Below are 22612 nucleotides of genomic sequence, written 5' to 3'. Positions count from 1 at the left end.
GGTGAATAACACTCCTTTGATGCGGCTTTTGCTTCATTCTACTCCGCATCAAGCTCCTGTCAATACGCCAAAATCACAAATTAAGTTGGATGTTCATGATACCTTCATGCACCAAGGCTCAAAGCGGCAAATACAGAGAAAACAGGCTCCCCTGTTCCTCCTTGCTGGACAGTGTAATGAAGCCGCCAAGCAGTTTGGCCAGATCACTGCTGATCGACAGACCCAGCCCCGTGCCGCCAAATCTGCGGCTGATATTGCTGTCTGCCTGCTGGAAGGCCTCAAAGATTACCGTATGCTTGTCGGCGGCAATTCCAATGCCGCTGTCCTGCACCTCAAAGACCACCCAGCGTTTCAGAACCGCGCCTTCCGGCCGCTCTACCATCCGGATATTCAACGAGACAAAGCCGTTCATTGTAAATTTGAAGGCATTGGAGAGCAGGTTGCGGAGGATCTGCTGCACCCGCTGGGGATCGGAATGTATAACCTGCGGCACATCCTCGCTCAGGGTAATGTTGAAATCAAGCCCCTTCTGTCTGGCCATCACAGTAAACTGCAATGCCAGCAGCTCCGGAATCTCGCTGACACTAAGCTCCTCATGAATCACATCCAGCTTGCCCGCTTCCACCTTGGACAGATCCAGAATATCATTAATAAGCGACAGCAGATCATCGCCGGACCGGTGGATAATCGCTCCATACTCAGTGATTTCCTCCCTGCTGAGCTCTTCATCACTTTCTTCTATAATCTGTGATAAATTAATGATGCTGTTCAAGGGCGTTCTCAGCTCATGCGACATATTCGCCAGAAATTCAGATTTGAATTGGGAGGCCAGCATAAGCTGCTTGGCCCGTTCCTCGAGCACAATTTTGTTCTTGTGCAGCTCCTCCGCCTGTGCGGAAAGCAGCTTATTCGCTCTCGCCACCTGACCGTTGCGCTGAAGATCAAGCTGGAAATCGCGGATGATCAGCGCAAACAGCATGCTGAGAATCAGCCCGGCGGGAAATGTCGACGGCAAAATTTTCATTATGTACACCTGATCCGGTATCACTCCAAACACAAGGATGTTCACCGCATTCATTACATTCACAACCAAAATGACGGTCAAGCCCTTGTTCAAGATCGAAGCCGAAGAGCTTCTCACCCAGAAGCTGAGTCCCGCACAGACAAATCCCAAAATCGATAAATTCAGCATACCCGCCACCGCCGCCTCAGTCACTCCGAAGGTAAGCCGGGTCAATCCTGTGCCGACGCCGATTAATATCAGGAGGAAGGGCTGGGGAAACGCCAGTGTGGAGATGATCAATGGGACAAACCGCAAATCAAAAATAACATTTTCTTCCAGCCTGTAGCCAAAATAAGAACTGATCCACCCGGCAAAGATGGCCAGTACCACCCAGCTTGTCTTTTTCACCGGTTCGGGAGCATATGTGATCGTATGCTTATATATTAAATTCGCCAGATAAGCGACAGTTATCAGCAGGGCTGTATTCATAAAAAAAATCTTAAGGTATTCCATAGCATCGCTCCTTCGGTGACTATAAAAGGTCCGGCACCTATCATTCATAGTAACATATTAGTAAAATGAATTCATGAAATCACAGTCCCATTGCGAAATCAACAAACCGGGATTTTATGGACCCGCCAGCAGAAGAAGAGCGCAAATCAGATGCGATTTGCGCTCTTCTTCTGCTGCGGAAACCAGGGCCTTCTAGGACTCCAGCGCCTTCTTTTCATACCCATGGCTCCGCTCTTCTCATGCAATATCTTTACAGGCTCCTCTTTCAGGTCACATTCCGCGGGTGTCCACATCTCTGCATCCGGCAGCATATAGTACCGGGGATGAAAGGAGCAGAACACCTCTCCTTGCTGTGTAAGTACCCGATCAGCGTGTATCTCGATAATTCTGCCGGTCACGACATGGGATTTATACATAGACAACCGCCTCTCCCTGCATATGTGATTATCCTGTTTCGAGGTAGTACTTCCTTATTTATAAATGTCAGCGGATGGACTGTTCCCAGTTGCGGTATTCCGTTTCCGCATCATCCTTGGTATGGCCATAGCGCTCCTGAAGCTTGCCGATCAGCTTATCCTTCTCGCCAGCAATGACATCCAGATCATCATCCGTGAGTTGTCCCCATTGTTTCTTGGCCTCGCCCTTAAGCTGCATCCATTTTCCCTTGACAACATTGCTATCCATTGTATGCTCAACTCCTTAGGTGTCTTTTTAGTATGACCAGAGGCTCATGTCTTAAAAAGAAATTACCCATGATCCTTAAATTTGAATCGGATATCCGTCCGGAGCAGAACCGCTGTTTCCGTCGTATTTTGTCACATAATAGTCTTTTTAATCCCATATCTAATTATTTTAAAATTTGATATAATCCAAGTGCTGATAAATTAATTTATCTTTAAGTGATTATTTTCACTTGTCTGGCGGTTTACTTGTGCTAGAATGCCATCGAAGATAAAACGGGATAATTAAATTTTTTTGTAATGTCCGCCGATATATGTCATGTGTCTGCTACAAAAAGGGTCTTTAGACCGATTCAAAAGTGACAAATGTCATTTATAAAGTGATTTTTATCACTTCCATTGACTATTAAAATGTTTTACATTTTAATATATATATTTTAAACTATTTCTTTGGAGGTCATACTAAAATGAAGAAAGCTTCTGTAATTTTGTCGAGCGCTCTTGTACTGGGTACATTGCTCGCAGGTTGTGGCAACAACAACAATGGCAACAATGCGGCAGCAACCAATGCTCCAGTCGAGTCCGCTGCGCCTGCAGCAACAGATGGCGGCACTGCAACTGCCGAAACAGGCACGTATCAAGATGGAACTTACTACGGAACCATTGATGCTGATGCCGAAACCGGCTGGCAGACTTACGTTGTGTTGAATGTAGAAGGCGGAAAAATCACAAAAGCCGACTGGAATGCCTTCAATGTTAAAACCGCCGGCGACCTGAAGAAAAAAGTTTCAGAAGACGGTAAATACGGGCTGGTAGAAAAAGGCGGCGCTCAAGCCGAATGGCATGAACAAGCAGCCAAAGCCGAAGAGTTCCTGATCGAAAAACAAGATCCTGCCGCTATCACTTTTGATGCTGAAGGAAAAACCGACGCTGTCTCCGGTGTTTCCGTACACGTTAATGACTTTGTTGCTGCTGCCCAGGCTGCTCTGGCTGCCGGTCCGGTAGAAGCTGGTCCATACAAAGACGGCGGATATACAGCTGAAGGTGAAATGGATGCAGATTCCGGCTGGAAATCAACCGTTGCCCTCTCTGTTGCGGGCGGCAATGTCGTAGCTGTCAATTTCAGCGGCGTGAATGCTGCAGGCGATGACAAGAAACAATACTCCATAGATGGCAAATACGGAATGAAAGCCGGCGGCGCTTCTGCTGAGTGGCACGAAGAAATCGCTCTTGCCGAGAAATACTTCCTTGAAAATAAAGGCGCTGCTCCTGTTCTGGATGCAGAAGGCAAAACCGACGCCATCTCCGGCGTATCCATCCATGTTGGCGAATACTTTACACTGGCAGAAAAAGCACTTGAAGGCGCGAAATAATATTCGCTTCCCTTTTGCAGCTAATCAGACGAATGAGGTGAGCTTCTCTTGAAAAAAATAGTCATTTTGGGCGGCGGCTACGGCGGCGTACTCACGGCTAAGAAACTGGCAAAGAAGTATAAGAACAACAAAGATGTAGAAATTAAGTTGATCGACCGCAATCCTTATCACACTCTCTTGACTGAGCTGCATGAGGTGTCCGCGAACCGCGCGCCTGAGGATTCAATCAAAGTTGATTTGAAGAAAATTTTTGCCGGCCTTAAGGTGGATGTTGTTCTGGATGAGATCAGCAACATTGATTTCAAGAACAAAAAGCTGAAGTCCGACAAGGCTACCTATGCTTATGATTACCTGGTAATCGGCACAGGCAGCAAACCAACGTTCTTCGGAATTCCCGGAGCTGAAGAAAACACCTTCTCCTTCTGGTCTTACGATGACGCGGTTGCTCTCAAACGCCAAATCCGCGATATGTACACCAAAGCAGCCAAGGAAAAGAACCCTGCGGTCCGCCGCGCAATGCTGACCTTCGTCATTATCGGCGCAGGCTTCACCGGCGTCGAGCTGGTTGGGGAAATGGCCGAGCAGCGCGAAGAGCTCTGCAGAGAATTCTTCATTGATCCATCCGAAGTACGCTTGATCGTTGCCGATATGGCTCCGAAGATTCTGCCTATCCTGCCGGATAAGCTGATTCAGAAGGCTGAAGCCAGACTGCGCAAGCTCAATGTCGAAATCGTTACCGGCGCCAAGATCACCGAAGTGGGTGAAGGCAGCGTAGCTCTCGGCGAGAAGAACATCGTGGATGCCCAGACCATTGTCTGGACTGCCGGTGTGGAAGGCTCCGAAATCGTCGGCGGCCTTGAAGTACAGCAGCAGGGACGCAAACGCATCGTTACCAACGAGCACCTGGAAAGTGTTGACCACAAGAACGTTTATGTAGTAGGGGACAACATCTTCTTCATTCCTGAAGGTGAGACCCGTCCGGTTCCTCAGATGGTTGAAAATGCCGAACAAGCCGCTCCAATCGTTGCCGGCAACATTGCCGCAGACATCAGCGGTACCGCCAAGAAGGCTTACAAGCCGGGCTTCCACGGTACGATGGTCTCCATCGGCAGCCGCTACGGCGTAGCCAACGTGGGCCTTCCAGGCAAGTTGTTTATGCTCACCGGATTCATGGCGATGCTGTCCAAGCATTTCATCAATATGTTCTATCTGTCTCAAGTGGTCGGTTTTAACAAGGTATGGACTTACATGATGCACGAGTTCTTCCATGTAGAAAATCGCAAGAGCTTCGTTGGCGGCTACTTCTCCAAGCGCTCGCCGAATTTCTGGCTGGTTCCGCTCCGTATGCTGCTCGGGGGCATGTGGTTATATGAAGGCATAGATAAGCTCAGAAAAATTTGGGTTGATCCGGATAAGATCTTCCTGATTCCTGCCGCTCCTTTCGCAACGGATGCCGCTTCATCAGCAAGTGTAGCCGTAGATGCCGTAAAGACAACGGTGGATGCACAGTCCGCAGCTTCGGCAGTTTCCACCGCCAAAGAAGCCGTATCGGCATTGCCGGTTCCAGGCTTTATCTATGATATTACGAACTGGTTCATGGATCTGATGTTCTACAACAATGACGGAAGTTACACTTTCCTGGCTAAATGGTTCCAAATCGGCATGGTTTGTGCTGAAATTGTCTTCGGTATTATGCTTATCGTAGGTCTTTTCACTGCCATTTCTTCACTTGCCACCATAGCGATGGCAGTCATGATCTGGTCCACCAAGATGGCCGCAACGGAAATGCTCTGGTATGTTGGGGCAGCTATCGCCTGCATCGGCGGATCAGGCAGCGTCTTCGGTCTGGACTACTACGTCCTGCCGTGGCTCAAGAAGCAGTGGAAACGAATCCCGCTTGTGCGGCGATGGTATCTGTTTACCGACTGATATTAAGCCCGCTGTTTAGCGCTTCTCAAACCGTTTAATTAAATATAACAGTGACTCATGTGCATTTTATGTTGCTGCAGCTGAATATGATGTTCTTAAGAGTAATGTGTCCCTAGGACACATTACTCTCCTTATTTAATAAGGTGAAAGCATAATCCATCACAGATTTGTAGTTTATTTTCCAGCTAACAGGGACTGTACCGACTGGAACCAGCTCCCATTTTTGTTTTATCAAAAGGTTTTGTAGGGATAATCAAGGCTATGGTTTCTTCCGGCAAAACCGACAAGAAGGAGAGAATCTTGTGAACAGAAAACTCATTGAAGATGCCTTCCGGTTGCTCCAGGCTGAAATGTCACCGGTCGCCGGAATTCAGTTGCATCTCTCTCCGGCAGAATGTGAGCATCTGCTCTCGGTACTGGAACGCCATGATCTGGAATATGACCGCAAAGTCCATTTGCTAGGTATTTATACCATTCTTACCGTGGCTGCCCAGCGCCATATGGAATGTGTCCCACATCATCCTGACCTGACCCGCAACATTTTGGATGGAGATTATTTGTACAGCTTTTATCTGCAATTTGCGGTGAAATGCCGTGAACTGGACCTGGTTGCTTATCTGGCTCCCTCGATTAAAAAAATGCAAATTGCGCGGTCAAATGGAGACTTCGCAGAACAAAACCCGGCAGCCGGCATCGAAGAGTTCCTGATTCAGGAGCAAAGGCAGCATAGCCGGACAAGCAAAGCCATTTGACAGGTGGGAACCATAAAGATGAAGCTGCATGAAGCCTTAAAGATCGACCTGAATGAAATTAACCGTGAAATTCAGAACATTGTGGCCCGTGATAAAGACGTACCCCAAAAGTCACAGCTGGCGCAGAGCATACTGGAGCTGACCGGCTCCGGCGGGAAACGGCTCCGTCCGCTGATGGTCATTGTTGGCAGCCGTTTTGGACGCAAGCCCCCGGGCCGCAGAACCCTGCAGTTGTCTGCTGCTGCCGAATTTATTCACGCGGCCTCATTGATTCATGATGATATTATTGACGATGCCGAGCTGCGGCGCGGAGGACCGGCCTTGCACACCAAGACCGGCGTCCTCTCCGCGGTGCATATCGGCAATTATATGTCTGCCCGGGTAATTGAGCTGCTCAGCAAATACACCGGTGATAAAAACCGTTATGTCCACGACTTGTCGTCGGTGGCTACCGCCCAGCTGTGTCTGGGGGAATACCAGCAAATGGAGCACGCCTACGACTACAATCTCACCTTTGAAGAGTATCTGGAAAAATCCCGCAACAAAACAGCCCTGCTGATGGCTACCTGCTTGCGGGTGGGTGCACTGTCCACCGAGAGCATGGAAGAGGTCGCGGGCTTGCTCTACAGCTTTGGAGAAGCGCTGGGCATGTCTTTTCAAATCCAGGATGATATTCTTGATTTCACCCAATCTGCGGATATCCTGGGCAAGCCCGCCGGCAGCGACCTGCGCCATGGCCAGGTTACGCTTCCTGTGCTCTTCGCCTTGCAGGACCCGGAGATGTCACCGGTCATCCGCACTATCGGTCCTGCCTCTTCGGAGGAAGAGGTGGCTCATGTGCTGGCTCTGATCAGCCGGAGCGACGCCCTGGCCCGCACCGAAGCAATCAGCCAGGATTATCTCGCACAGGCTGCGGCAATTATCCGGCAGCTCTCCAGTTACCCGGCACATGCCGATCTGGAGACCTTGCTGCAGTATTTTGCCCGGCGCGACCGCTAAAAAATCCCCCCGGTTAACACCTTTGGGTGCCACCGGGGGGATTTTTGCGCTTGCGCGCTTGCCCGCCTTGTGCCTAGCGAACGCAGCTAAGCGCTCGTGAGCGGGTTTGGCCCTGTTGCTCTTGTTTCTGCCCTTGCCCTTTCGCTAAACTAGTGCAGCGTCCCATAAGTTCCTCCCCCCCATGTTGACAAGAGGCTTGCGGAGGAATACGAGAAGTTGTACCTCGACAGTTTGACCAGGAATAACGGCAGAAATGCCGTTGTTGGAGCGGGTCTGGGCAGGTTGACCAGGAATAACGGCAGAAATGCCGTTGTTGGAGCAGGTCTGGGCAGGTTGACCAGGAATAACGGCAGAAATGCCGTTGTTGGAGCGGAGCTGGGCAGGTTGACCAGGAATAACGGCAGAAATGCCGTTGTTGGGGCGGATCTGGGCAGGTTGACCAGGAATAACGGCAGAAATGCCGTTGTTGGAGCGGGTCTGGGCAGGTTGACCAGGAATAACGGCAGAAATGCCGTTGTTGGAGCGGGTCTGGGCAGGTTGACCAGGAATAACGGCAGAAATGCCGTTGTTGGAGCGGAGCAGTTGGCTAGTCGCTTAAGCTCTCAAGTTCCTCCACCATGGTTACTAACGGGCGTGCTTACACAACAAAGGCACAAACTACTCCCTTGCAAGGGAGTCGCTTCCCATTAGCTTTTGTGGTAGCAAGGCAGTGCAAATAGACCGCAGCGATCTCCCTTCTTTTTCCTTTAAGGCCCTAGCCGTGGGAAAGAACTTATGAAACGTTGTACTAGCGAACGCAGCTAAGCATACGTGAGCGAGTTTTTTCCTGTTGCTCTGGCTTCTTCCCTTGCCCCTTGCGCTATTGCTCTTGGGTCTCATTTTTTGGGGTTCGGGAGCGGAATCGACACGACACGATTTCCCACGGCCGGGCTTTTTTAGGTTAGGTTGGGTTGGGTTGGGTTGGGTTGGGTTGGGTTGGGTTGGGTTGGGTTGGGTTGGGTTGGGTTGGGTTGGGTTGGGTTGGGTTGGGTTGGGTTGGGTTGGGTTGGGTTGGGTTGGGTTGGGTTGGGCCTTTTGCTTTTCAGGCTACTTATTAGTCTTATTACTTCTGATTACTGTAGTAGACGTGTCTCATAATTGCACTTTGTGCAATAGACATCCATGCCGCTCGACCCTTCAGAATATCCGGCTCGTCCCGGAACGGAAGTACTGCCGGTTTAACCAATGGCACCGCAGAGCCGGGTCCAGGGGCCACAGTCCCGGTCAGGAAGGCGGCGGCTAGCAGGCCCTTCCGCGCTGATGCCCGCCACGCCTGCTGGCGGGCTTGTTGTCTTTTTTTGTGTTAGTCTTTTGGGATGCCAAGGCAGGTTAGGACGGAGCGGAGGGGAAGTTTGGAACTGGAGGAGCGGCAGCGTCCGGAAGTCCAAACATTCCCCGGAGCGCTGCCTCTCCTAACCAACCCCGGCTCTAGCTCCAGCCTCAGCCAGGCCCCAGCCGGCCTCCCACCCCTAACTAACATAAAAATAATCAGTCAGCGTGCACAGCAATATCACCATACTGATTACCTGATTCAAATTATACGAGGCCATCTTCATCAGCCGCCGGTTATGCGGCTTAATAATCCGGTGCTCCGTCATCAGCAGCACCGTAGCCATGCCGATGCCGACCAGGTACATCCAGCCCAGATCCCGCCAGAGGTACAGGAACAGCAGGAGCATGATCATGATGAAATGCAGGCCTTTGGAAATGCGCAGCGCATTCTCCAGTCCAAAAAAGCTTGGAATGGACCACAGGCCGTTCCGGCGGTCGAAATCGATATCCTGGGTACCGTAAATAATATCAAAGCCGGCAATCCAGAGCATCACCACCGTGCCGATCACAAATGGGGTGAAGGCAATATTGCCCGTCACCGCAAACCAGGCCCCAATCGGGGCGGACGCAATGACAAAGCCCAAATACAGATGGCTTAAGAAGGTGAAGCGTTTGGTATAGGAATAGGATGAGATCAGCACAATAGCGACCGGCGACAGCAGCAGGCAGAGCAGGTTCAGCATGCCGGAGGCCACAATAAACAACGCATAGTTGATTATGATGAAAAATATAACTTCCTTTTCCGCAAGCAGCCGCTGCGGGAGATGACGGTGCGCGGTGCGCGGATTTTTACCGTCAAAACTTCGGTCAACGAGGCGGTTAAAGGCATTCGCACCGTTGCGCGCCCCGATTAGAGCAATAAGACCCCACAGCATCATATGGCCGGACGGCCACCCTCCTGCCGCCCAGACCATCGAGATGACAGCGAAAGGCAGCGAAAACAGCGTGTGGGAGAACATCACCAGCTCGCTGAACATTTTCAGCTTAAGTGCAGAGGTTTTGACAGCATTTAAGATTGCCATATTATTCTTCCTTTTCTGTGGAAACTTGCCGCAGTACTTCATTCAAAGCAGTAAGCATGCCGTCAATATCATCGGCGGCAACAACCAGCGGCGGCTGGAAAGCGAGCACGTTGCGGCCTACGCCATTTTTGCCGATTAAATAGCCCCTGTCCTTCATTGCTTCCAGCACATTGTCGGTCAGCTCAGCGGAGTCTGCAGCGTCCGCACCCGCCAATTCCGCACCCAGCATCAGCCCGGTTCCGCGCACATCCTTTATCATTGCCGGGTAACGTGCCTGAAGGGACTCAAGCCCTCCCTTCAGACGCGTTCCAAGCTCGGCCGCACGCTGCGGCAGCCGTTCGTCACGGATATAATCCAGCACCGCGAGCGCGGTAGCCGCCGACACCGGATTCCCCCCGAAGGTTGAGGCCGATGGCCGGTTCAAGGAAGCGGCAATGATATCCGTAGTTGCAAAGGCGGCTACCGGAACTCCGTTGCCCAGCGCTTTGGCCATGCTGATAATATCCGGCACCACGCCAAAATGCTCCATCGCGAACATAGCTCCCGTGCGGCCGTAGCCCGTCTGTATCTCATCGTCGATCAGCAGCACGCCATACTTATCGAGCAGCGCTTTGACTTCGCGGAAATATGAAAGGACAGGCATAATCATGCCCCCATTTCCCTGAATCGGCTCTACGATCATTGCCGCGATTGTGCCGCCTTTCTCCTCCAGAACCCGCTTCAGGCTTTTCAGAGAGACAGCAGCTGCCTCCTCCAGAGTCAGCTCCGGGTGAAATGGCCGTTCAATGAACGTAACCTCCTCATCCAGGTAATTGTCCGTTCTCCACATTTGCAGCCCGGTTACACTCATCGTCAGATTGGTCCGCCCATGCAGCCCGTTCTCCAGAGCAATGAAGCCTTTGCGTCCGGTATGCATTCTGGCCAGCAATAGCGCTCCCTCATTGGCCTCGGAGCCGCTGTTGACGAAAAAGCTCCGGCGCAGGTTCCCCGGCAGCACCTCTTCCAGCCGCTCGGCCAAATCCACACTCTGCTGCGTGAGATACACCGTCGAGGTGTGCTGCAGCTGCTGCAGCTGCGCAATGGTGCGCGCCGTAATCACCGGGTTGCAGTGTCCACAGGAGACAACGGATACTCCGGCGAAAAAGTCCGTATACTGCTTGCCGTTCTCATCATAGACATACTGCATGCTCCCACACACAAGCTGCGGGGCATCGCGGTAAAAATGTACCGTACATGGGTAGAAATATTCTTTTCTTTTGGCGGCAACCGCCGTTCTTCCAATGGCCGTCTCTTGTTGCTTCATGAAGGATTCCCTCGCTTTCAGGCGCCTGTCCGGGCGATACAATCTGGAATAAAAGTTCAGTTCAATTATTTGTGAAAAAAGTAACTTATCAACCTGCCGCATATCATTTATTATACGCCCAATCCCAATATTTTAAAATTCAAATATATCAATTGAACTGCAAGGAACCCAGGGTATAACCGGCATATACCGGCTTCAGTCCGCCCAGCAAATCCTCCTGCGGAGGGGCGTCCAAGGCTGCCTGGTAGGCGGCAATAATGGTCCGAAGCTCTTCTGTGCTGTAGGTTGCCCCTTCGATCCGGAAGCTGGCAATGCCCAGTCCGCTCATTTCGTTCAGCATAGGCAGGTAGCAAAGCTCTTTGGAGAACAGCAGATGGCAGCGGCCGTACTGGTCACGGTAGACCGGATTTTCACCCTTGTCGGTTTTGAGCACCAGCACATCGTTGCTGACATACAGATTATCCTCTTCGGCAATAGGCTCCATAACCTCGGTGTTCTCGTAAAGATCATGCTCCATGTACATAAGCGCCGGTGTGCCATGAACGACAACTTCCAGCGGCAGATCACAGCGCGAAGTGAAGGCGGCAAAATGCTCCATCGTCATTTCCGGCGATACAGTAAGCTTCTCCAGGCCCAGCCCGGCGTACAGTCCGGCAGAAAGGTGATTGTATACATTCAGGTTGGCATCGCCAATCATTGAATACCCTGCGCCTCTGTAGCGGCGAATCGCCCCCAGATTGGTAATCATCAACCCGTCAATCGGCAGCCGTTCTCCGTTCAGCAGGTGGTCATACTGGTCAAAATGCAGCTCGGTCATCATCCGCGGCATCCCTAGGTACAGCTTCGTTGCACCTTTAACCGCTCCAAGCTCCTTGATATCCCGCTTCGTAAACGGCCGGTCCGGCTCGAATACATCTCCTGGCAGGTACAGGCTTTCCACGCCCATTTCGAGCACAAGCCGGGCCTGCTCCATGTTATTCACACGTACAGCCAGCTCCGGCTTCGCCTTTGGCGCATGTCCTGCTTCAGCCAGACATTCACGCAGCTGCAGTACCCGGGCCTCGGACAGCTCTCGTTCGGCAGTTGGCGTACTGAAGACCTTGCCTGTGCTGTAGAATTTGCCGGTTCCCTCATACCGGCGGTTAATGTTCGCCAGTCCTGGTTTGCCAAAAGCATATGCAGTGGAGAAATCCCGTTTGCGGTTTTTGTACAGCTCTTTGGAATTCACGGTCCGGTCAAAGCCCAGCGGATCTTCAATATACCGGTCAATCGCCTCACTGTAGCTGTTCGCAAGTGAGACCATAAATTCCTTATCGCGCATCCGGCCTTCGATTTTGAAGGAGGTGATGCCCGATTCGATCAGCTCGGGAAGATGCTCATACATGAACATATCCTTGACGGCCAGCGGGTATTCCGCCGGGAAGACATATCCGTCCCGCTTAATCCGGTAATCCCAGCGGCAAGGCTTCATGCATTTGCCCCGGTTGCTGCTCATGCCGAATACCTGGGAGCTAAAATAGCAGTTCGCCCCATGCACGGAGCACATATCGCCATGAATGAAGTATTCCAGCTCCATACCGCTCTTCTGCCCCAGGAGCTTGGCCGTCTGCAGATCCATTTCCCGCGAGGTAACCACCCGGCTCACTCCCAGATCACGCAGGGCATAAATCATCTCCAGATTGTGGACATTCATCATGACTGAGGCGTGGATTGGAACGGTAAGCTCCATCTCGCGGATCAGCTCCAGCACCGCCATATCCTGAACAATCAGCGCATCCGGACGGGCCTCGTCCAGAAACCTCAAATACGCTCTGGCTTCCTCCACATCGTCTTCGCTGAAGAGATTGTTTACAGTGATATATACTTTTTTATCCAGACTATGTGCTATCCCAAGGGCTTCTATAATTTCCTCGCGGGACAGATTATAGCCTTTGCGCATCATTCTCATATTGAGCACCGGACCGCCGAAATACACAGCATCACAGCCCGATTCAACAACTGCCTTGAAAATCTCGAACGTTCCCGCAGGTGCGAGCAGTTCAACTTCTTTGCCATTAAAAAATCTTGCCATTGTTGGTTCCCCCTAAAATATTACAATAATGCGACTGTAACTCCCATGATGACGAACATAGCGACAAAAACGGTATCGGCAGCGCCCCACCTCAGGCGGTGATACCGGCTGCGCGGAGCATCCATGCGGAAGCCTCTGGCCTCCATGGAATAGACCAGATCCTGTGCCCGCCGAAAGGCGCTGGAGATTACAGGCACCAGCAGCGATACGAGCATCCGCGCTTTCTCTTTCAAGGGCAGCTCCTGCAGATCGGCTCCGCGGGAGGCCTGGGCTTTCATTATGATCTGCGCTTCATCCAGAATCGTCGGGATGAACCGCAGGGCAATGCTGATCATGAGTGTAATCCGGTCAGGCGACAGCCCGAATTTCTTGAACGGCGACAGGATGCCCTCCAGACCCTGATTCAGCTTGCCAGGCGTTGTCGTAAAAGTAAGGAGCGCCGTGAACGTGATCAGCAGCAGCATGCGGATGACGGAAAAAGCAGCCAGTCGCAGCCCGCCCTCATGCAGGGCGAACGAGCCGATGGACCACAGTACATCGCCCTCTTTGACGGTCAGCAGCTGCACAATGAAGATGAACAGCATTAAATAACGCAAAGGCTTGGCGGCCTTAATGAAGTATTTCAGCGGAATACGCGTCGAGGCCATCACTGAAATCGAAAACACTGCCAGCAGCGCCATCGACATCCATGAAGCCGAGAGCAGAATCACAGCCACATACAGCAGCATCCCTGTAAGCTTCGAACGCGCATCCAGCTTATGCACCCATGAGCCGGTCTCAATGCTGCGTCCCAGCAGCAGCCGCTCATTCATGGGCATCCCCCATTTCTGCCGTACCGGCTGAAATGCCCGTCCCGGGCAATGAAGCGAGCCGCTCGGCCAGGCTCTCAGCTGTAAGGCAGGGCTTCTCTCCTGCAAGCCCGAAGCGGTCGGCAATTGCACGCCAGTACCGCAGTGAATGCGGCACGCCAAGACCGCAGCGCGCAAGGATGTCCGGATCTTCAGCAAGCTCGCCGCCGCTGCCTTGAAAAGCAAGCTCCCCGTCCTTCAGCAGGATCCAGCGGTCGGCATAAGGCAGCAGCTCGTCCATCCGGTGGGTTACAATGATAATCGTCCGGCCCTGTTCGCGGCAAAGGCGCTCCAGTTGCGAGATCAGCTCAGCGCGGCTGACCGGATCAAGCGTAGCCGTCGGCTCGTCCAGCACCACAATTTCCGGGTCCATGGCAAGCACAGAGGCAATTGCCGCCTTGCGCATCTGTCCGCCGCTTAGCCGGAACGGATTGCGCGCAAGCAGGGCCAGATCCAGGCCCATTTCAAGCATGGCCTTGCGGGCACGCTCCCTGGCCTCTTCGGGACTCATGCCGAAGTTCAGCGGCCCGAAGCACAAATCCTTCTCCACGGTATCCTCGAACAGCTGCTGCTCCGGAAATTGGAACACCAGTCCAACCCGCCGGCGCAGCGGCAGCAGCTTCGGCGATTTCTCGCCGGCGCGGATGGTAACCTCCAGCACACTTACCGTCCCTTGCGTCGGCTTCAGAATGCCGTTGAACAGCTGCAGCAGCGTGGACTTGCCGGAGCCAGTCGCACCGGCAATCCCGGTCAGCGAGCCCTGGGGAACCCCGAAGGTGATATCATGCAGCGCCGTCTGCTTCCATAAACTATTGTCGGCGTAAGTATAGCTTACTTGCTGTAGTTGTATGGCCATAGTGTATCTATAAGCTCCTTTTCACTGGCGGGAACTTCCACCCTGATTCCCCGGCTCTGGAGTTCAGAGGCAAGGCGCCAGGGATACGGCGCCAGCAGATGGCATTTCTCCAGCAGCTCTGCATTCCGGAACAGCTCTTGCGGGGTGGTATCGGCGGCAATTCCGCCGCCGTGCAGGGCAAGCACACGATCCGATGCCAGAATCTCGTCGGCATCATGGGTAATCATCAGTAGGGTGTACTGCCCCTCGGCCTGCATCCCCTGCAGAATGCGCAGCAGCTCATCTCGGCTGGCCTCATCCAACATGGAAGAGGCCTCGTCAAAGATGACGATGCCTGGCTTCATGGCAAGAATGGATGCGATGGCAACACGCTGCTTCTGTCCGCCCGAGAGCTCGCCCGGATGCTTGGACAGCAACTGCTCAATCCCCAGCTTCACGGTATAGGTTCTCAGGCGTTCCTCCATTTCAGCGTAAGGCAAACACAGGCCTTCCAGGCCAAATAACATATCCTCCTCAACCGTAGCCCCGATAAACTGATTGTCGGGATTCTGGAATACCATGCCGATGCATTGCCGGATTGTTCCAATCGTTTCCTCACCCAGCTGGTGGCCGCAAATGACGATATTCCCCTCACTTTTGGGCAGCAGGGCGTTCAGCAGCTTGACCAGCGTCGACTTGCCGCAGCCGTTCGGTCCTACCACACTCACCCACTGGCCTTGGGGAATGGATAAGTTAATATTATGGAGAATGGGATGCTCCGGGTCATAGCCGAACGATACACCGTCCATTGTAATCACAGCCGGCGCTCCTTCTGCCTCCTTCAAGCCTTTATATGCTTCAATCATGTTAGTCATCCTTCCGCTGATGGTTCGGCTCAGCCCAAAAACTCTTCAAACAGCGATATTTTGGACAGCGACGCCACCAGATAGCGAACGGCAAAGCCGACGGCAATCCCCGTCACGATCCCGGCAATAAGCAGCACAGGCAAGTAATAGAAAATACTTGTGGATTTGAACACTATGGCAGCGGCGAACAGCTGCCCTGTGTTATGGGCCAGTCCGCCGGCTATGCTGATTCCAATTACGCTGAAATTCCTGCCCCCCCATTTCACCAGCAGGTACATCACCACAAAGCTGAGAAGCGAGCCGAACAGACTGAATAGCAGACTGGAGAATGTACCAAGCAGAAATGCAGTAAGCAAAGTCTTCAGGATAACCAGCACGAAGGCGTCGCGGCCCCGTAAAAAGAAAATACAAGTCAGAATCATAATGTTGGCAAAACCAAGCTTGGCTCCAGGCATCAGACCGACCCCGACGAGCGGGATCTGGGCCTCCACCAGACTCAGCACGACAGCGACTGCGGCAAAAATCGCCACAATTACCGTCCGCTTCAAAGCCGTTGCCGATTCACTACTGGACATAGGCATCTATATCATCCTCTCCCGGCACGCTGCCTGCTATTTCTACTAACACCCGGTGCGGCAGACATACGATAGTCTGCTTGGGACGGGTGATCAGGCCAAAGCTCAGGCATACCTTGTCGGGGCAGTCCGCATCGAACATTTCAATTCCGTACTCGTGCACCTTCAGAATGTTATAACCGCGCTCTGTGCGGATATCAATGGTTTGTTCTTCTTTTGTAAGCTTCACTGTCTTATACAGTTTGCCATCCACCGTAATATTGGCTACGAGATTATTGCCGGGTCCCGCTTTGTCAGTGTCGTTCGTTAACCATCTCGGCACAATAAAAGCAAGCGCGGCAATGAGCACGATGGAAATCAGCAGCACATCTGCGCGTTTCATAATGATCTCCCTTAGTTTTTAATTAAAATCCAGACTTATTAATTATAACGGTCCATTTGCAATCCTTCAATGAATGTACTCGGGATTTGTCGGTTTTACGGAGCAGTTCACAAAATAGGCACGCAAGCAGAAGCGGATACCATTAGCAAACTGGATGGCATCCGCTTACGCATGACATATTAGGATAAATGCCACTTGGCCTGTGGCGCCTGCCTTATTCTATCACCCTACCCGGCTGGGAGAACCGGAGTCCCCGGATTTCTCAGTCTTGCCGAAATAGGCCAGAAACAAACCTGCAAACTCCGGGTCCCACTGGGAGCCTCTTCCCTGCTCCAGAATACCCAGCGCCCGCTCATGATCCATTCCTTTACGGTAAGGGCGGTCTGAGGTCATGGCATCATAGGCATCAGCCACAGCGATAATCCGGCCATGCAGAGGAATGGAGGTTCCGGCCAGCCCGTCGGGATACCCCTTGCCGTCATATCGTTCATGATGCGAACGGACCCCGCCCAGATAAGGCGCCATTTTCTCCACAGGCTCAATTTGGCGCAAAATATTCTCTCCAAGGACCGGATGGCTTTTGATCTGGTCGAATTCCTCGTCGGTAAGCGCCTCCTCTTTGAAGAGGACACTGTCGCGTACGCCGATTTTGCCGATATCGTGCAACAGCGCCGACTTGCGCAAATTATCCAGCTCCAGCCCGGTCATACCGGCCAATTGCCCAATAATGACCGAATATTCCGCCACACGCAGCGAATGCCCTGCCGTATACGGATCACGCGCATCCAGTGCTACGGCGAGTGTAGTGAAATAGCTGTCAAGCAATTGCCTGCTCTGCTGCTCCCGGGCCTGCAGACCGCGGACCATCATGTTAAATCCGGCCACAAGCTTCGAAAATTCATCGGAATATTCGTCCTGCACCTGCAGCAGACGCCCGTCCTTGACATTGTTCATCGCCTTGTACAGTTCGTTGATGGGATGCTGCACGCTCCGGGTCAGAAGCCAGGCTGCTATGGAAGAAAAAAGAGTGCCGATCAGCAGCACAAGCCCCGCCCATTCCCAGTAGCCCTGCAGACTCTCCACTGAAATGCTCCGCAGGGTTTCGAGCCGGATTTGGGTCGCCATAATAAAAAGAAAAAGCGGGAAGGTGCCGATCAGCATACAGGTTATAAGGAACTTGGGCCGGATCGACACAAAAACATGCCCCTCCAGGGAAAAATCGACTTTATACATTTCCAGAGCCCGGTTCCTGAATTCCTTAATAAGCGGAATGATAGCCGAACAGGTCAGGAAAAATTCAATCAGCGCATGCATGCAGGCCACGAGAACCGCCCCGGCAACCGCAAGCACAAGATAAAAGTAGGGAAGACTGATTAATCCTGTACGGATCAGCCAAAAGGTCATCAGCGAAGCAGGCAGAGACAAACCCAGAAAATGCGGCCCCAGTATCCGCTGTATGGCAAGCTTCGGCAGCCGATGGGTATGTAAATAAGCCTCTTCCAGCATAGCGAGTGTGGGCTGCCGCTCCTTCAATGCCTTTCGGATGGGCCGGAGCTGCCTGACGAAAACACTGATCTCCGCAGCAGCCATAATGATGAAGGAGAGCAGCAGCACCGTCAGCAGCTTCAAGTGCTCCTCCAGGCTTATTTCCAGCGAGGAGAGCAGGATCAGACTTCCCACTGCCAGCACCGCGACCACAGAGCCGAATATATAATTGCGAATCTGCTTTTTCAAAAAAGCTCCGTATAAATTCATCCGTCCCCCCGTTTCCAGCCCTGCTGCCAGCCCTGCTATTTGCATTCCAAAACATTCCGTGCTATAATCAAAGAATATTTGTTTTCTGTATAAAACATCCCCATCAAGAAGATGTCAAGCCGATGCGTTGCCCGTTTATCTATTATCGGCATTTTGGACACAAAATCTTACGTTTTCTTGCAGTACTCTTCCTTTTTATGAGATTAAATTCGAACATAGTTTTCCGATTCGCACTGGCGCGGCCACGGAGCCGCAAGGACAAAAGAGAGGTAGGGCTTTTGTCGTTTTGGAAGGATTATTCTCGCCACACGGCTGCTGGAAATAACAAGGAATCAAGATACCCGTTTTGCTCACGGACGGCGGGGGATTAAATATACTGAGAATGCATGGCTTCGCCGCTTCCTTGAAGGCCAAGGAACGGCCCCATGCGTGGAACATATTAGCGCCCGATAACCGCTGCTTGCGGATATCGGGCGCGTCTACGTTTACGGGACTTTTTCAAGATCAATGTATATATCTGCCGGCAAAATCAACTATTTTCCCTACATACGCTGCCTTATCCGTGTCATAAGCCAAGCCGTGACCCGCACCGTGAACCACAAGCTTGTCCTTGGGACTCTTGCACGCCCGGTACAGCTCATCCATCATATGGAACGGCACGAACTTGTCGGCATCTCCGTGTATGAACAGTATAGGCACGCGGGCTTTGCGGACCTGCTTCAGGGCCGAGGCCTCTCCGAAGAAATAACCGGCCTTGACCCGGGTAATCAGACTCGCGCTCGGCACAAAAGGAAAGCTTGGCAGATGGTACATCCGCCACAGCTGATAGGACAGCTGCGCTTTGACGGAGGTGTATCCGCAATCGGCTACAATGGCTTTCACCTGCGGGGGGAGCTCTTCTCCCGAAGTCATCATCACGGTTGCTGCGCCCATGGATACCCCATGCAGCACGATCTGCGCCTCCGGTCCGCTCTCCGCGAGGGTATATCCAATCCATTTCAGATAATCCCGGCGCTCCGGCCAGCCAAACCCGATGTAATCGCCTGTACTGCCGCCATGCCCACGGGCATCGGGAATCAGCACATTATAGCCTAATTTTTCGTAATAGATTTTGGCGTATGCCCCCATATCCATGCCTTTACCGGAATACCCGTGAGCTATAATAGCCGTCCGACCTGCGGCACGCTCTGACGGCAGATAATAGCCCCGCAGCCTCAGACCATCATCAGAAGTGATCTCAATATTCTTGAAGCTGTGGCGTGACACCCATTCCGCCCCTTCCCCCCAGGACACTCCGGCGACCGGCGGCTCCGCCTTAAGATCAGGCGTCTTGGCCAGGAACTCCTTGGGAGCCCGCTTGATCGCGATGCCGTAAAAAAAGAATCCCGCATAGGTAACGGCGCCAGCGATGATAATCACAACTGCAAGTATAATTGCACTCCACATGAACGTATGTCACCTTTCCTTCGGTTTAATGGAAACCTGCCCAGGGGCAAGCCTTATCTCCGGCCGATTTCCAGCATAGTATACCATGGCTCCGGGACCATCCGGAAATACGGCATAAGCTGATTAATAAAGGGAGTGTTTAATCACCGCCCCCGATGGCGGCATAAACTCGCGACTTGTGTTGGTCCTCTGACAGGTCAGTCTGTCGCCTTGCAGCGGACTCAGGGGTTCTTATTTCATGCGGAAGCCAGGTTTTCGCCATGCTAACGGACTCAACTGCACTTATTACAGAGTTTCTTCCGGAAAATGCCTGCCGGAGAGGCAATAAGCGCGTTCCGGTCCGTTAACCGGGCTGCATGGGCCGTATGCGGAAAATAGAGCCTGTACGGTCCGTAGTGGTCCGAAGGAATGACAACAGGAATCGGAAACAGAAACAGTAAGCAATATGCTGGAAAAACTTCAGTCATACCTGCATGACGCGTTGCTACATAGATTGAACTTGTAATTTTTCTATTTAGGATTGGTCGTGACTCCGGAGAATGCTTGGACTTCCCGCCGCTGCCCGTTTGCAGATTTCTTGATGTATATCACTGTTCGCGGTGGAAATCCGCAGACAAAGGCAGACGCTCCGCTCCTGCAGTCTCCAAATTCCCTTCCGCCGCTTTTTCGCCAGCCGTAATTAGTGGTAAAAAGGAACACTAAGGTAGCGCATTCGGATAATGGATCATCCCTAGTGGGAAAAAGTACAGCTAATCCGGCTGAAATCAGGTGTATGGGGGGAGATGGCCTCCAATAAGTGTACAAAATCCCACTAAAGCCTGTTAAATCCAGAATTCCAGCCCATTAGTGTTACTTTTTCCACTTCGCTTCAGTTCCCTATGGGCTCCTTGCGTTCCATCAGCTTTTTCAGGTTTGCCGGTTCAATTCATATACATAGAGATTCAGAAAATTTAATTTCAAAGGAGTATGTAGATTTTTCAGTTGGATTTAAAAGATGAGGCGGGTTCCTTTACTTTATCCAGAGATATTCCCCAACTCCCTTCGTTAATGAAATCGCGGGCAGGTTTACTGATTCTTTTCAAAGGTATGCTGGGGTAGCCGGCTATGCGGTTTCCGGAGAAGATCAGAATTGGCAAAACTTTTAAGCCCGATCCCTTTCGAAAAGAAAGAGGAAGCATTGATACTGGATCATTTCCAGGACATAATCATATTACGAGCGAAGGGATTTGGTTAGGGGCATCGTGGAAAATGCGGTTTGGAAACAGGCATTTCTCATTATGCCTAAGGGATAAATTACTTGCTTTTCCGGATGTTTATACGAACTTTGGGATTACGACAATTCCATCAACAGGGACTTACAGTGGAAATTCCGCAAAATGTTTGGTATGGACAAGGCAGCACATAAAAGGCTAAATAAATGGAAATAACAGCGGCGGCCAAGACTTGCATCACTGGTGAGAAGCGGCAGCTTGGTCAGCCTTCACACAATCAATTGCGACAACAATCGCAATCATGATGGCCTCAATCTCCTCATTCAATATTTGAACCTTGTAGCTATCGCCCCAAGTGAACCACTCCTTGCTCACTTCACCTATGACTACTCCATGCTGTAAGACCTGAAAATTCATGTCCCACCAATTACCCTGTACCTCAAGGTCAGCCGAATCAATTGTATAGCGTGCTTTTAAGGAAGAAAACTCCTTCGATATAGAATAGTCCCATAACTTTTCTTCCTCAGTGCCCTCTTGAAATAATTGATCGTTTACTGGTTAGGGTGTAAAGTTTTCAGTTCAATCTATATAGCCGCTTTCTGCTGTCAAAAAGCTGCTTCTGGAGAGAATGTCTCCTGAAGCAGCTTTTTCTAATTGAAGAAGAGGGACAGATAGAATAATTTGTTACACCTCATAGGTGCTTAACGTTTGCGTTTACTGCTTCCTGCTCTTCTGCTGAGGAGCAGGCCCAACCCGGCTATCCCCAGACCCGCGATATAATACGGTGCCGGACTGGATTCCCCGGTCTGCGGCAGCTTATCGGCCTCTACGCTGCCCAGCGGAACCTCGTCATCAATTACGATTTCTTCCCCGGTCTGCGGTGTGGCCGCCGGAGCAGGCGCAGGGGTCGGCTGCAGTGATGCTGTCGGTTCAGGAACGGCCGTTGGCACAGGTCCCAGCGGTACTGGACCATCATTAATCACCGTATCATCCACAATCGTACCAATTAACGTGAGCGGTGTAGGCGTTGGCACAGTTTCAGGCACAAAAGCTACTGTAGTGGTTGGCGTCGGCGTTGCCGATGCGCTTGGCGTCGGCGTTGCCGATGCGCTTGGCGTCGGCGTTGCCGATGCGCTTGGCGTCGGCGTTGCCGATGCGCTTGGCGCCGGCGTTGGCGTTGCCGATGCGCTCGGCGCCGGCGTTGCCGATGCGCTTGGCGCCGGCGTTGGCGTTGCCGATGCGCTTGGCGTCGGTGTTGCCGATGCGCTTGGCGTTGGTGTTGCCGATGCGCTTGGCGTCGGCGTTGCCGATGCGCTCGGCGTCGGCGTTGCCGATGCGCTTGGCGTCGGCGTTGCCGATGCGCTTGGCGTTGGTGTAGGTCCTGGTGTCGGTGAAGGGTCCGGTGTTGCCGACGGGCTTGGTGTTGGCGTTGATGATGGATTTGGTGTCGGCGTTGCCGATGCGCTTGGCGTTGGCGTCGGTGTAGGTCCTGGTGTCGGCGAAGGGTCCGGTGTTGCCGACGGGCTTGGTGTTGGCGTCGATGATGGATTTGGTGTCGGCGCCGGTGTCTCGCCCGGTGTCGGCGTTGGTGTCTCGCCCGGTGTCGGCGCCGGTGTCTCGCCCGGTGTCGGCGCCGGTGTCTCGCCCGGTGTCGGCGCCGGTGTCTCGCCCGGTGTCG

19 protein-coding genes and 1 pseudogene are annotated in these 22612 nt (G+C 52.3%); 5 read left to right on the top strand and 15 right to left on the bottom strand.

Annotated elements, in window-relative coordinates; translation table 11 throughout:
• Positions 1–118: 118 nt before the first annotated feature.
• Positions 119–1516 (bottom strand): ATP-binding protein, encoded by a 1398-nt coding sequence (locus tag HYD27_RS23150; protein ID WP_219219035.1) that lies wholly within the window; start codon positions 1514–1516, stop codon positions 119–121.
• A gap of 483 nt (positions 1517–1999) precedes the next feature.
• Positions 2000–2200, bottom strand: coding sequence for a CsbD family protein (locus HYD27_RS23145; protein WP_219219033.1), 201 nt, complete (start codon positions 2198–2200; stop codon positions 2000–2002).
• Positions 2201–2663: 463 nt separating this feature from the next.
• On the opposite strand from HYD27_RS23145, the gene HYD27_RS32160 reads away from it, so the two are divergent.
• The 5 genes from HYD27_RS32160 to HYD27_RS23120 all read left to right on the top strand — a co-directional run bounded on the left by HYD27_RS32160 (position 2664) and on the right by HYD27_RS23120 (position 7939).
• The gene (locus HYD27_RS32160) at positions 2664–3569 is read left to right on the top strand and encodes an FMN-binding protein (RefSeq protein WP_228745268.1); all 906 of its coding nucleotides are present in this window, start codon (positions 2664–2666) and stop codon (positions 3567–3569) included.
• Positions 3570–3617: 48 nt separating this feature from the next.
• On the top strand, positions 3618–5498 hold the full coding sequence (locus HYD27_RS23135; protein ID WP_219219031.1) for an FAD-dependent oxidoreductase: 1881 nt from the start codon (positions 3618–3620) through the stop codon (positions 5496–5498).
• 302 nt (positions 5499–5800) lie between these two features.
• Positions 5801–6250: a hypothetical protein gene (locus HYD27_RS23130; RefSeq protein WP_219219030.1), complete on the top strand. Its 450-nt coding sequence runs from the start codon at positions 5801–5803 to the stop codon at positions 6248–6250.
• Positions 6251–6268: 18 nt separating this feature from the next.
• Positions 6269–7249 carry a polyprenyl synthetase family protein gene (locus HYD27_RS23125; RefSeq protein ID WP_219219028.1) on the top strand — a complete coding sequence of 327 codons (981 nt, stop codon included), beginning with the start codon at positions 6269–6271 and terminating at the stop codon, positions 7247–7249.
• Positions 7250–7465: 216 nt separating this feature from the next.
• Positions 7466–7939: a hypothetical protein gene (locus HYD27_RS23120; RefSeq protein ID WP_219219026.1), complete on the top strand. Its 474-nt coding sequence runs from the start codon at positions 7466–7468 to the stop codon at positions 7937–7939.
• A gap of 818 nt (positions 7940–8757) precedes the next feature.
• Here HYD27_RS23120 and HYD27_RS23115 read toward each other — a convergent pair.
• The 13 genes and pseudogenes from HYD27_RS23115 to HYD27_RS23055 all read right to left on the bottom strand — a co-directional run.
• Positions 8758–9642 carry a UbiA-like polyprenyltransferase gene (locus HYD27_RS23115; protein WP_219219024.1) on the bottom strand — a complete coding sequence of 295 codons (885 nt, stop codon included), beginning with the start codon at positions 9640–9642 and terminating at the stop codon, positions 8758–8760.
• A gap of 1 nt (position 9643) precedes the next feature.
• The gene (locus HYD27_RS23110) at positions 9644–10945 is read right to left on the bottom strand and encodes an aspartate aminotransferase family protein (RefSeq protein WP_219219022.1); all 1302 of its coding nucleotides are present in this window, start codon (positions 10943–10945) and stop codon (positions 9644–9646) included.
• Between the two features lie 148 nt (positions 10946–11093).
• Positions 11094–13016, bottom strand: coding sequence for a peptidase U32 family protein (locus tag HYD27_RS23105; protein WP_219219020.1), 1923 nt, complete (start codon positions 13014–13016; stop codon positions 11094–11096).
• A gap of 20 nt (positions 13017–13036) precedes the next feature.
• The gene (locus HYD27_RS23100) at positions 13037–13828 is read right to left on the bottom strand and encodes an energy-coupling factor transporter transmembrane component T family protein (protein ID WP_219219019.1); all 792 of its coding nucleotides are present in this window, start codon (positions 13826–13828) and stop codon (positions 13037–13039) included.
• A complete protein-coding gene (locus HYD27_RS23095) occupies positions 13821–14720 on the bottom strand; it encodes an energy-coupling factor transporter ATPase (RefSeq protein WP_219219018.1) in 900 nt (299 codons plus the stop codon). Before HYD27_RS23095 ends, HYD27_RS23100 begins: the two co-directional genes overlap by 8 nt.
• Entirely contained in the window at positions 14696–15565 is an 870-nt protein-coding gene (locus HYD27_RS23090; RefSeq protein ID WP_219219017.1) for an ATP-binding cassette domain-containing protein, read from the bottom strand. The genes HYD27_RS23095 and HYD27_RS23090 overlap by 25 nt, the downstream gene beginning before the upstream one ends.
• A gap of 29 nt (positions 15566–15594) precedes the next feature.
• Positions 15595–16146, bottom strand: coding sequence for a Gx transporter family protein (locus tag HYD27_RS23085; protein WP_219219016.1), 552 nt, complete (start codon positions 16144–16146; stop codon positions 15595–15597).
• A complete protein-coding gene (locus HYD27_RS23080) occupies positions 16130–16522 on the bottom strand; it encodes a NusG domain II-containing protein (RefSeq protein WP_219219015.1) in 393 nt (130 codons plus the stop codon). The genes HYD27_RS23085 and HYD27_RS23080 overlap by 17 nt, the downstream gene beginning before the upstream one ends.
• Before the next feature lie 222 nt (positions 16523–16744).
• Positions 16745–18322, bottom strand: a complete 1578-nt coding sequence (locus tag HYD27_RS23075) for an HD-GYP domain-containing protein (protein ID WP_309242117.1) — start codon at positions 18320–18322, stop codon at positions 16745–16747.
• A 459-nt stretch (positions 18323–18781) separates the two neighbouring features.
• Complete coding sequence (locus HYD27_RS23070; protein ID WP_219219014.1) at positions 18782–19723, bottom strand: alpha/beta hydrolase; 942 nt, start codon at positions 19721–19723, stop codon at positions 18782–18784.
• Positions 19724–21171: 1448 nt separating this feature from the next.
• Positions 21172–21462: pseudogene (locus tag HYD27_RS23065) on the bottom strand (LURP-one-related/scramblase family protein); the annotation flags it as partial.
• Between the two features lie 173 nt (positions 21463–21635).
• The gene (locus tag HYD27_RS32760) at positions 21636–21980 is read right to left on the bottom strand and encodes an LPXTG cell wall anchor domain-containing protein (protein WP_219219013.1); all 345 of its coding nucleotides are present in this window, start codon (positions 21978–21980) and stop codon (positions 21636–21638) included.
• Positions 21973–22612, bottom strand: a 640-nt coding sequence (locus tag HYD27_RS23055; protein ID WP_219219012.1) for a hypothetical protein, incomplete at its 5' end; no start/stop codon positions are given. The genes HYD27_RS32760 and HYD27_RS23055, both read right to left, overlap by 8 nt.

This window comes from Paenibacillus sp. S150 (assembly GCF_019352175.1).
GTDB lineage: Bacteria > Bacillota > Bacilli > Paenibacillales > Paenibacillaceae > Paenibacillus_AQ.
The sequence above is the reverse complement of the archived record's forward strand: the minus strand, read 5'-3'. Positions and strand labels throughout refer to the sequence as shown.

What these genes read in the sequence shown, in the direction of transcription:
- HYD27_RS23105 (WP_219219020.1), bottom strand. Translation starts at nt 13,016, where the DNA reads ATGGCAAGATTTTTTAATGGCAAAGAAGTTGAACTGCTCGCACCTGCG.
- HYD27_RS23090 (WP_219219017.1), bottom strand. Translation starts at nt 15,565, where the DNA reads ATGATTGAAGCATATAAAGGCTTGAAGGAGGCAGAAGGAGCGCCGGCT.
- HYD27_RS23095 (WP_219219018.1), bottom strand. Translation starts at nt 14,720, where the DNA reads ATGGCCATACAACTACAGCAAGTAAGCTATACTTACGCCGACAATAGT.
- HYD27_RS23080 (WP_219219015.1), bottom strand. Translation starts at nt 16,522, where the DNA reads ATGAAACGCGCAGATGTGCTGCTGATTTCCATCGTGCTCATTGCCGCG.
- HYD27_RS23150 (WP_219219035.1), bottom strand. Translation starts at nt 1,516, where the DNA reads ATGGAATACCTTAAGATTTTTTTTATGAATACAGCCCTGCTGATAACT.
- HYD27_RS23115 (WP_219219024.1), bottom strand. Translation starts at nt 9,642, where the DNA reads ATGGCAATCTTAAATGCTGTCAAAACCTCTGCACTTAAGCTGAAAATG.
- HYD27_RS23125 (WP_219219028.1), top strand. Translation starts at nt 6,269, where the DNA reads ATGAAGCTGCATGAAGCCTTAAAGATCGACCTGAATGAAATTAACCGT.
- HYD27_RS23110 (WP_219219022.1), bottom strand. Translation starts at nt 10,945, where the DNA reads ATGAAGCAACAAGAGACGGCCATTGGAAGAACGGCGGTTGCCGCCAAA.
- HYD27_RS23085 (WP_219219016.1), bottom strand. Translation starts at nt 16,146, where the DNA reads ATGCCTATGTCCAGTAGTGAATCGGCAACGGCTTTGAAGCGGACGGTA.
- HYD27_RS23075 (WP_309242117.1), bottom strand. Translation starts at nt 18,322, where the DNA reads ATGCAAATAGCAGGGCTGGCAGCAGGGCTGGAAACGGGGGGACGGATG.
- HYD27_RS23145 (WP_219219033.1), bottom strand. Translation starts at nt 2,200, where the DNA reads ATGGATAGCAATGTTGTCAAGGGAAAATGGATGCAGCTTAAGGGCGAG.
- HYD27_RS32160 (WP_228745268.1), top strand. Translation starts at nt 2,664, where the DNA reads ATGAAGAAAGCTTCTGTAATTTTGTCGAGCGCTCTTGTACTGGGTACA.
- HYD27_RS23070 (WP_219219014.1), bottom strand. Translation starts at nt 19,723, where the DNA reads ATGTGGAGTGCAATTATACTTGCAGTTGTGATTATCATCGCTGGCGCC.
- HYD27_RS23100 (WP_219219019.1), bottom strand. Translation starts at nt 13,828, where the DNA reads ATGAATGAGCGGCTGCTGCTGGGACGCAGCATTGAGACCGGCTCATGG.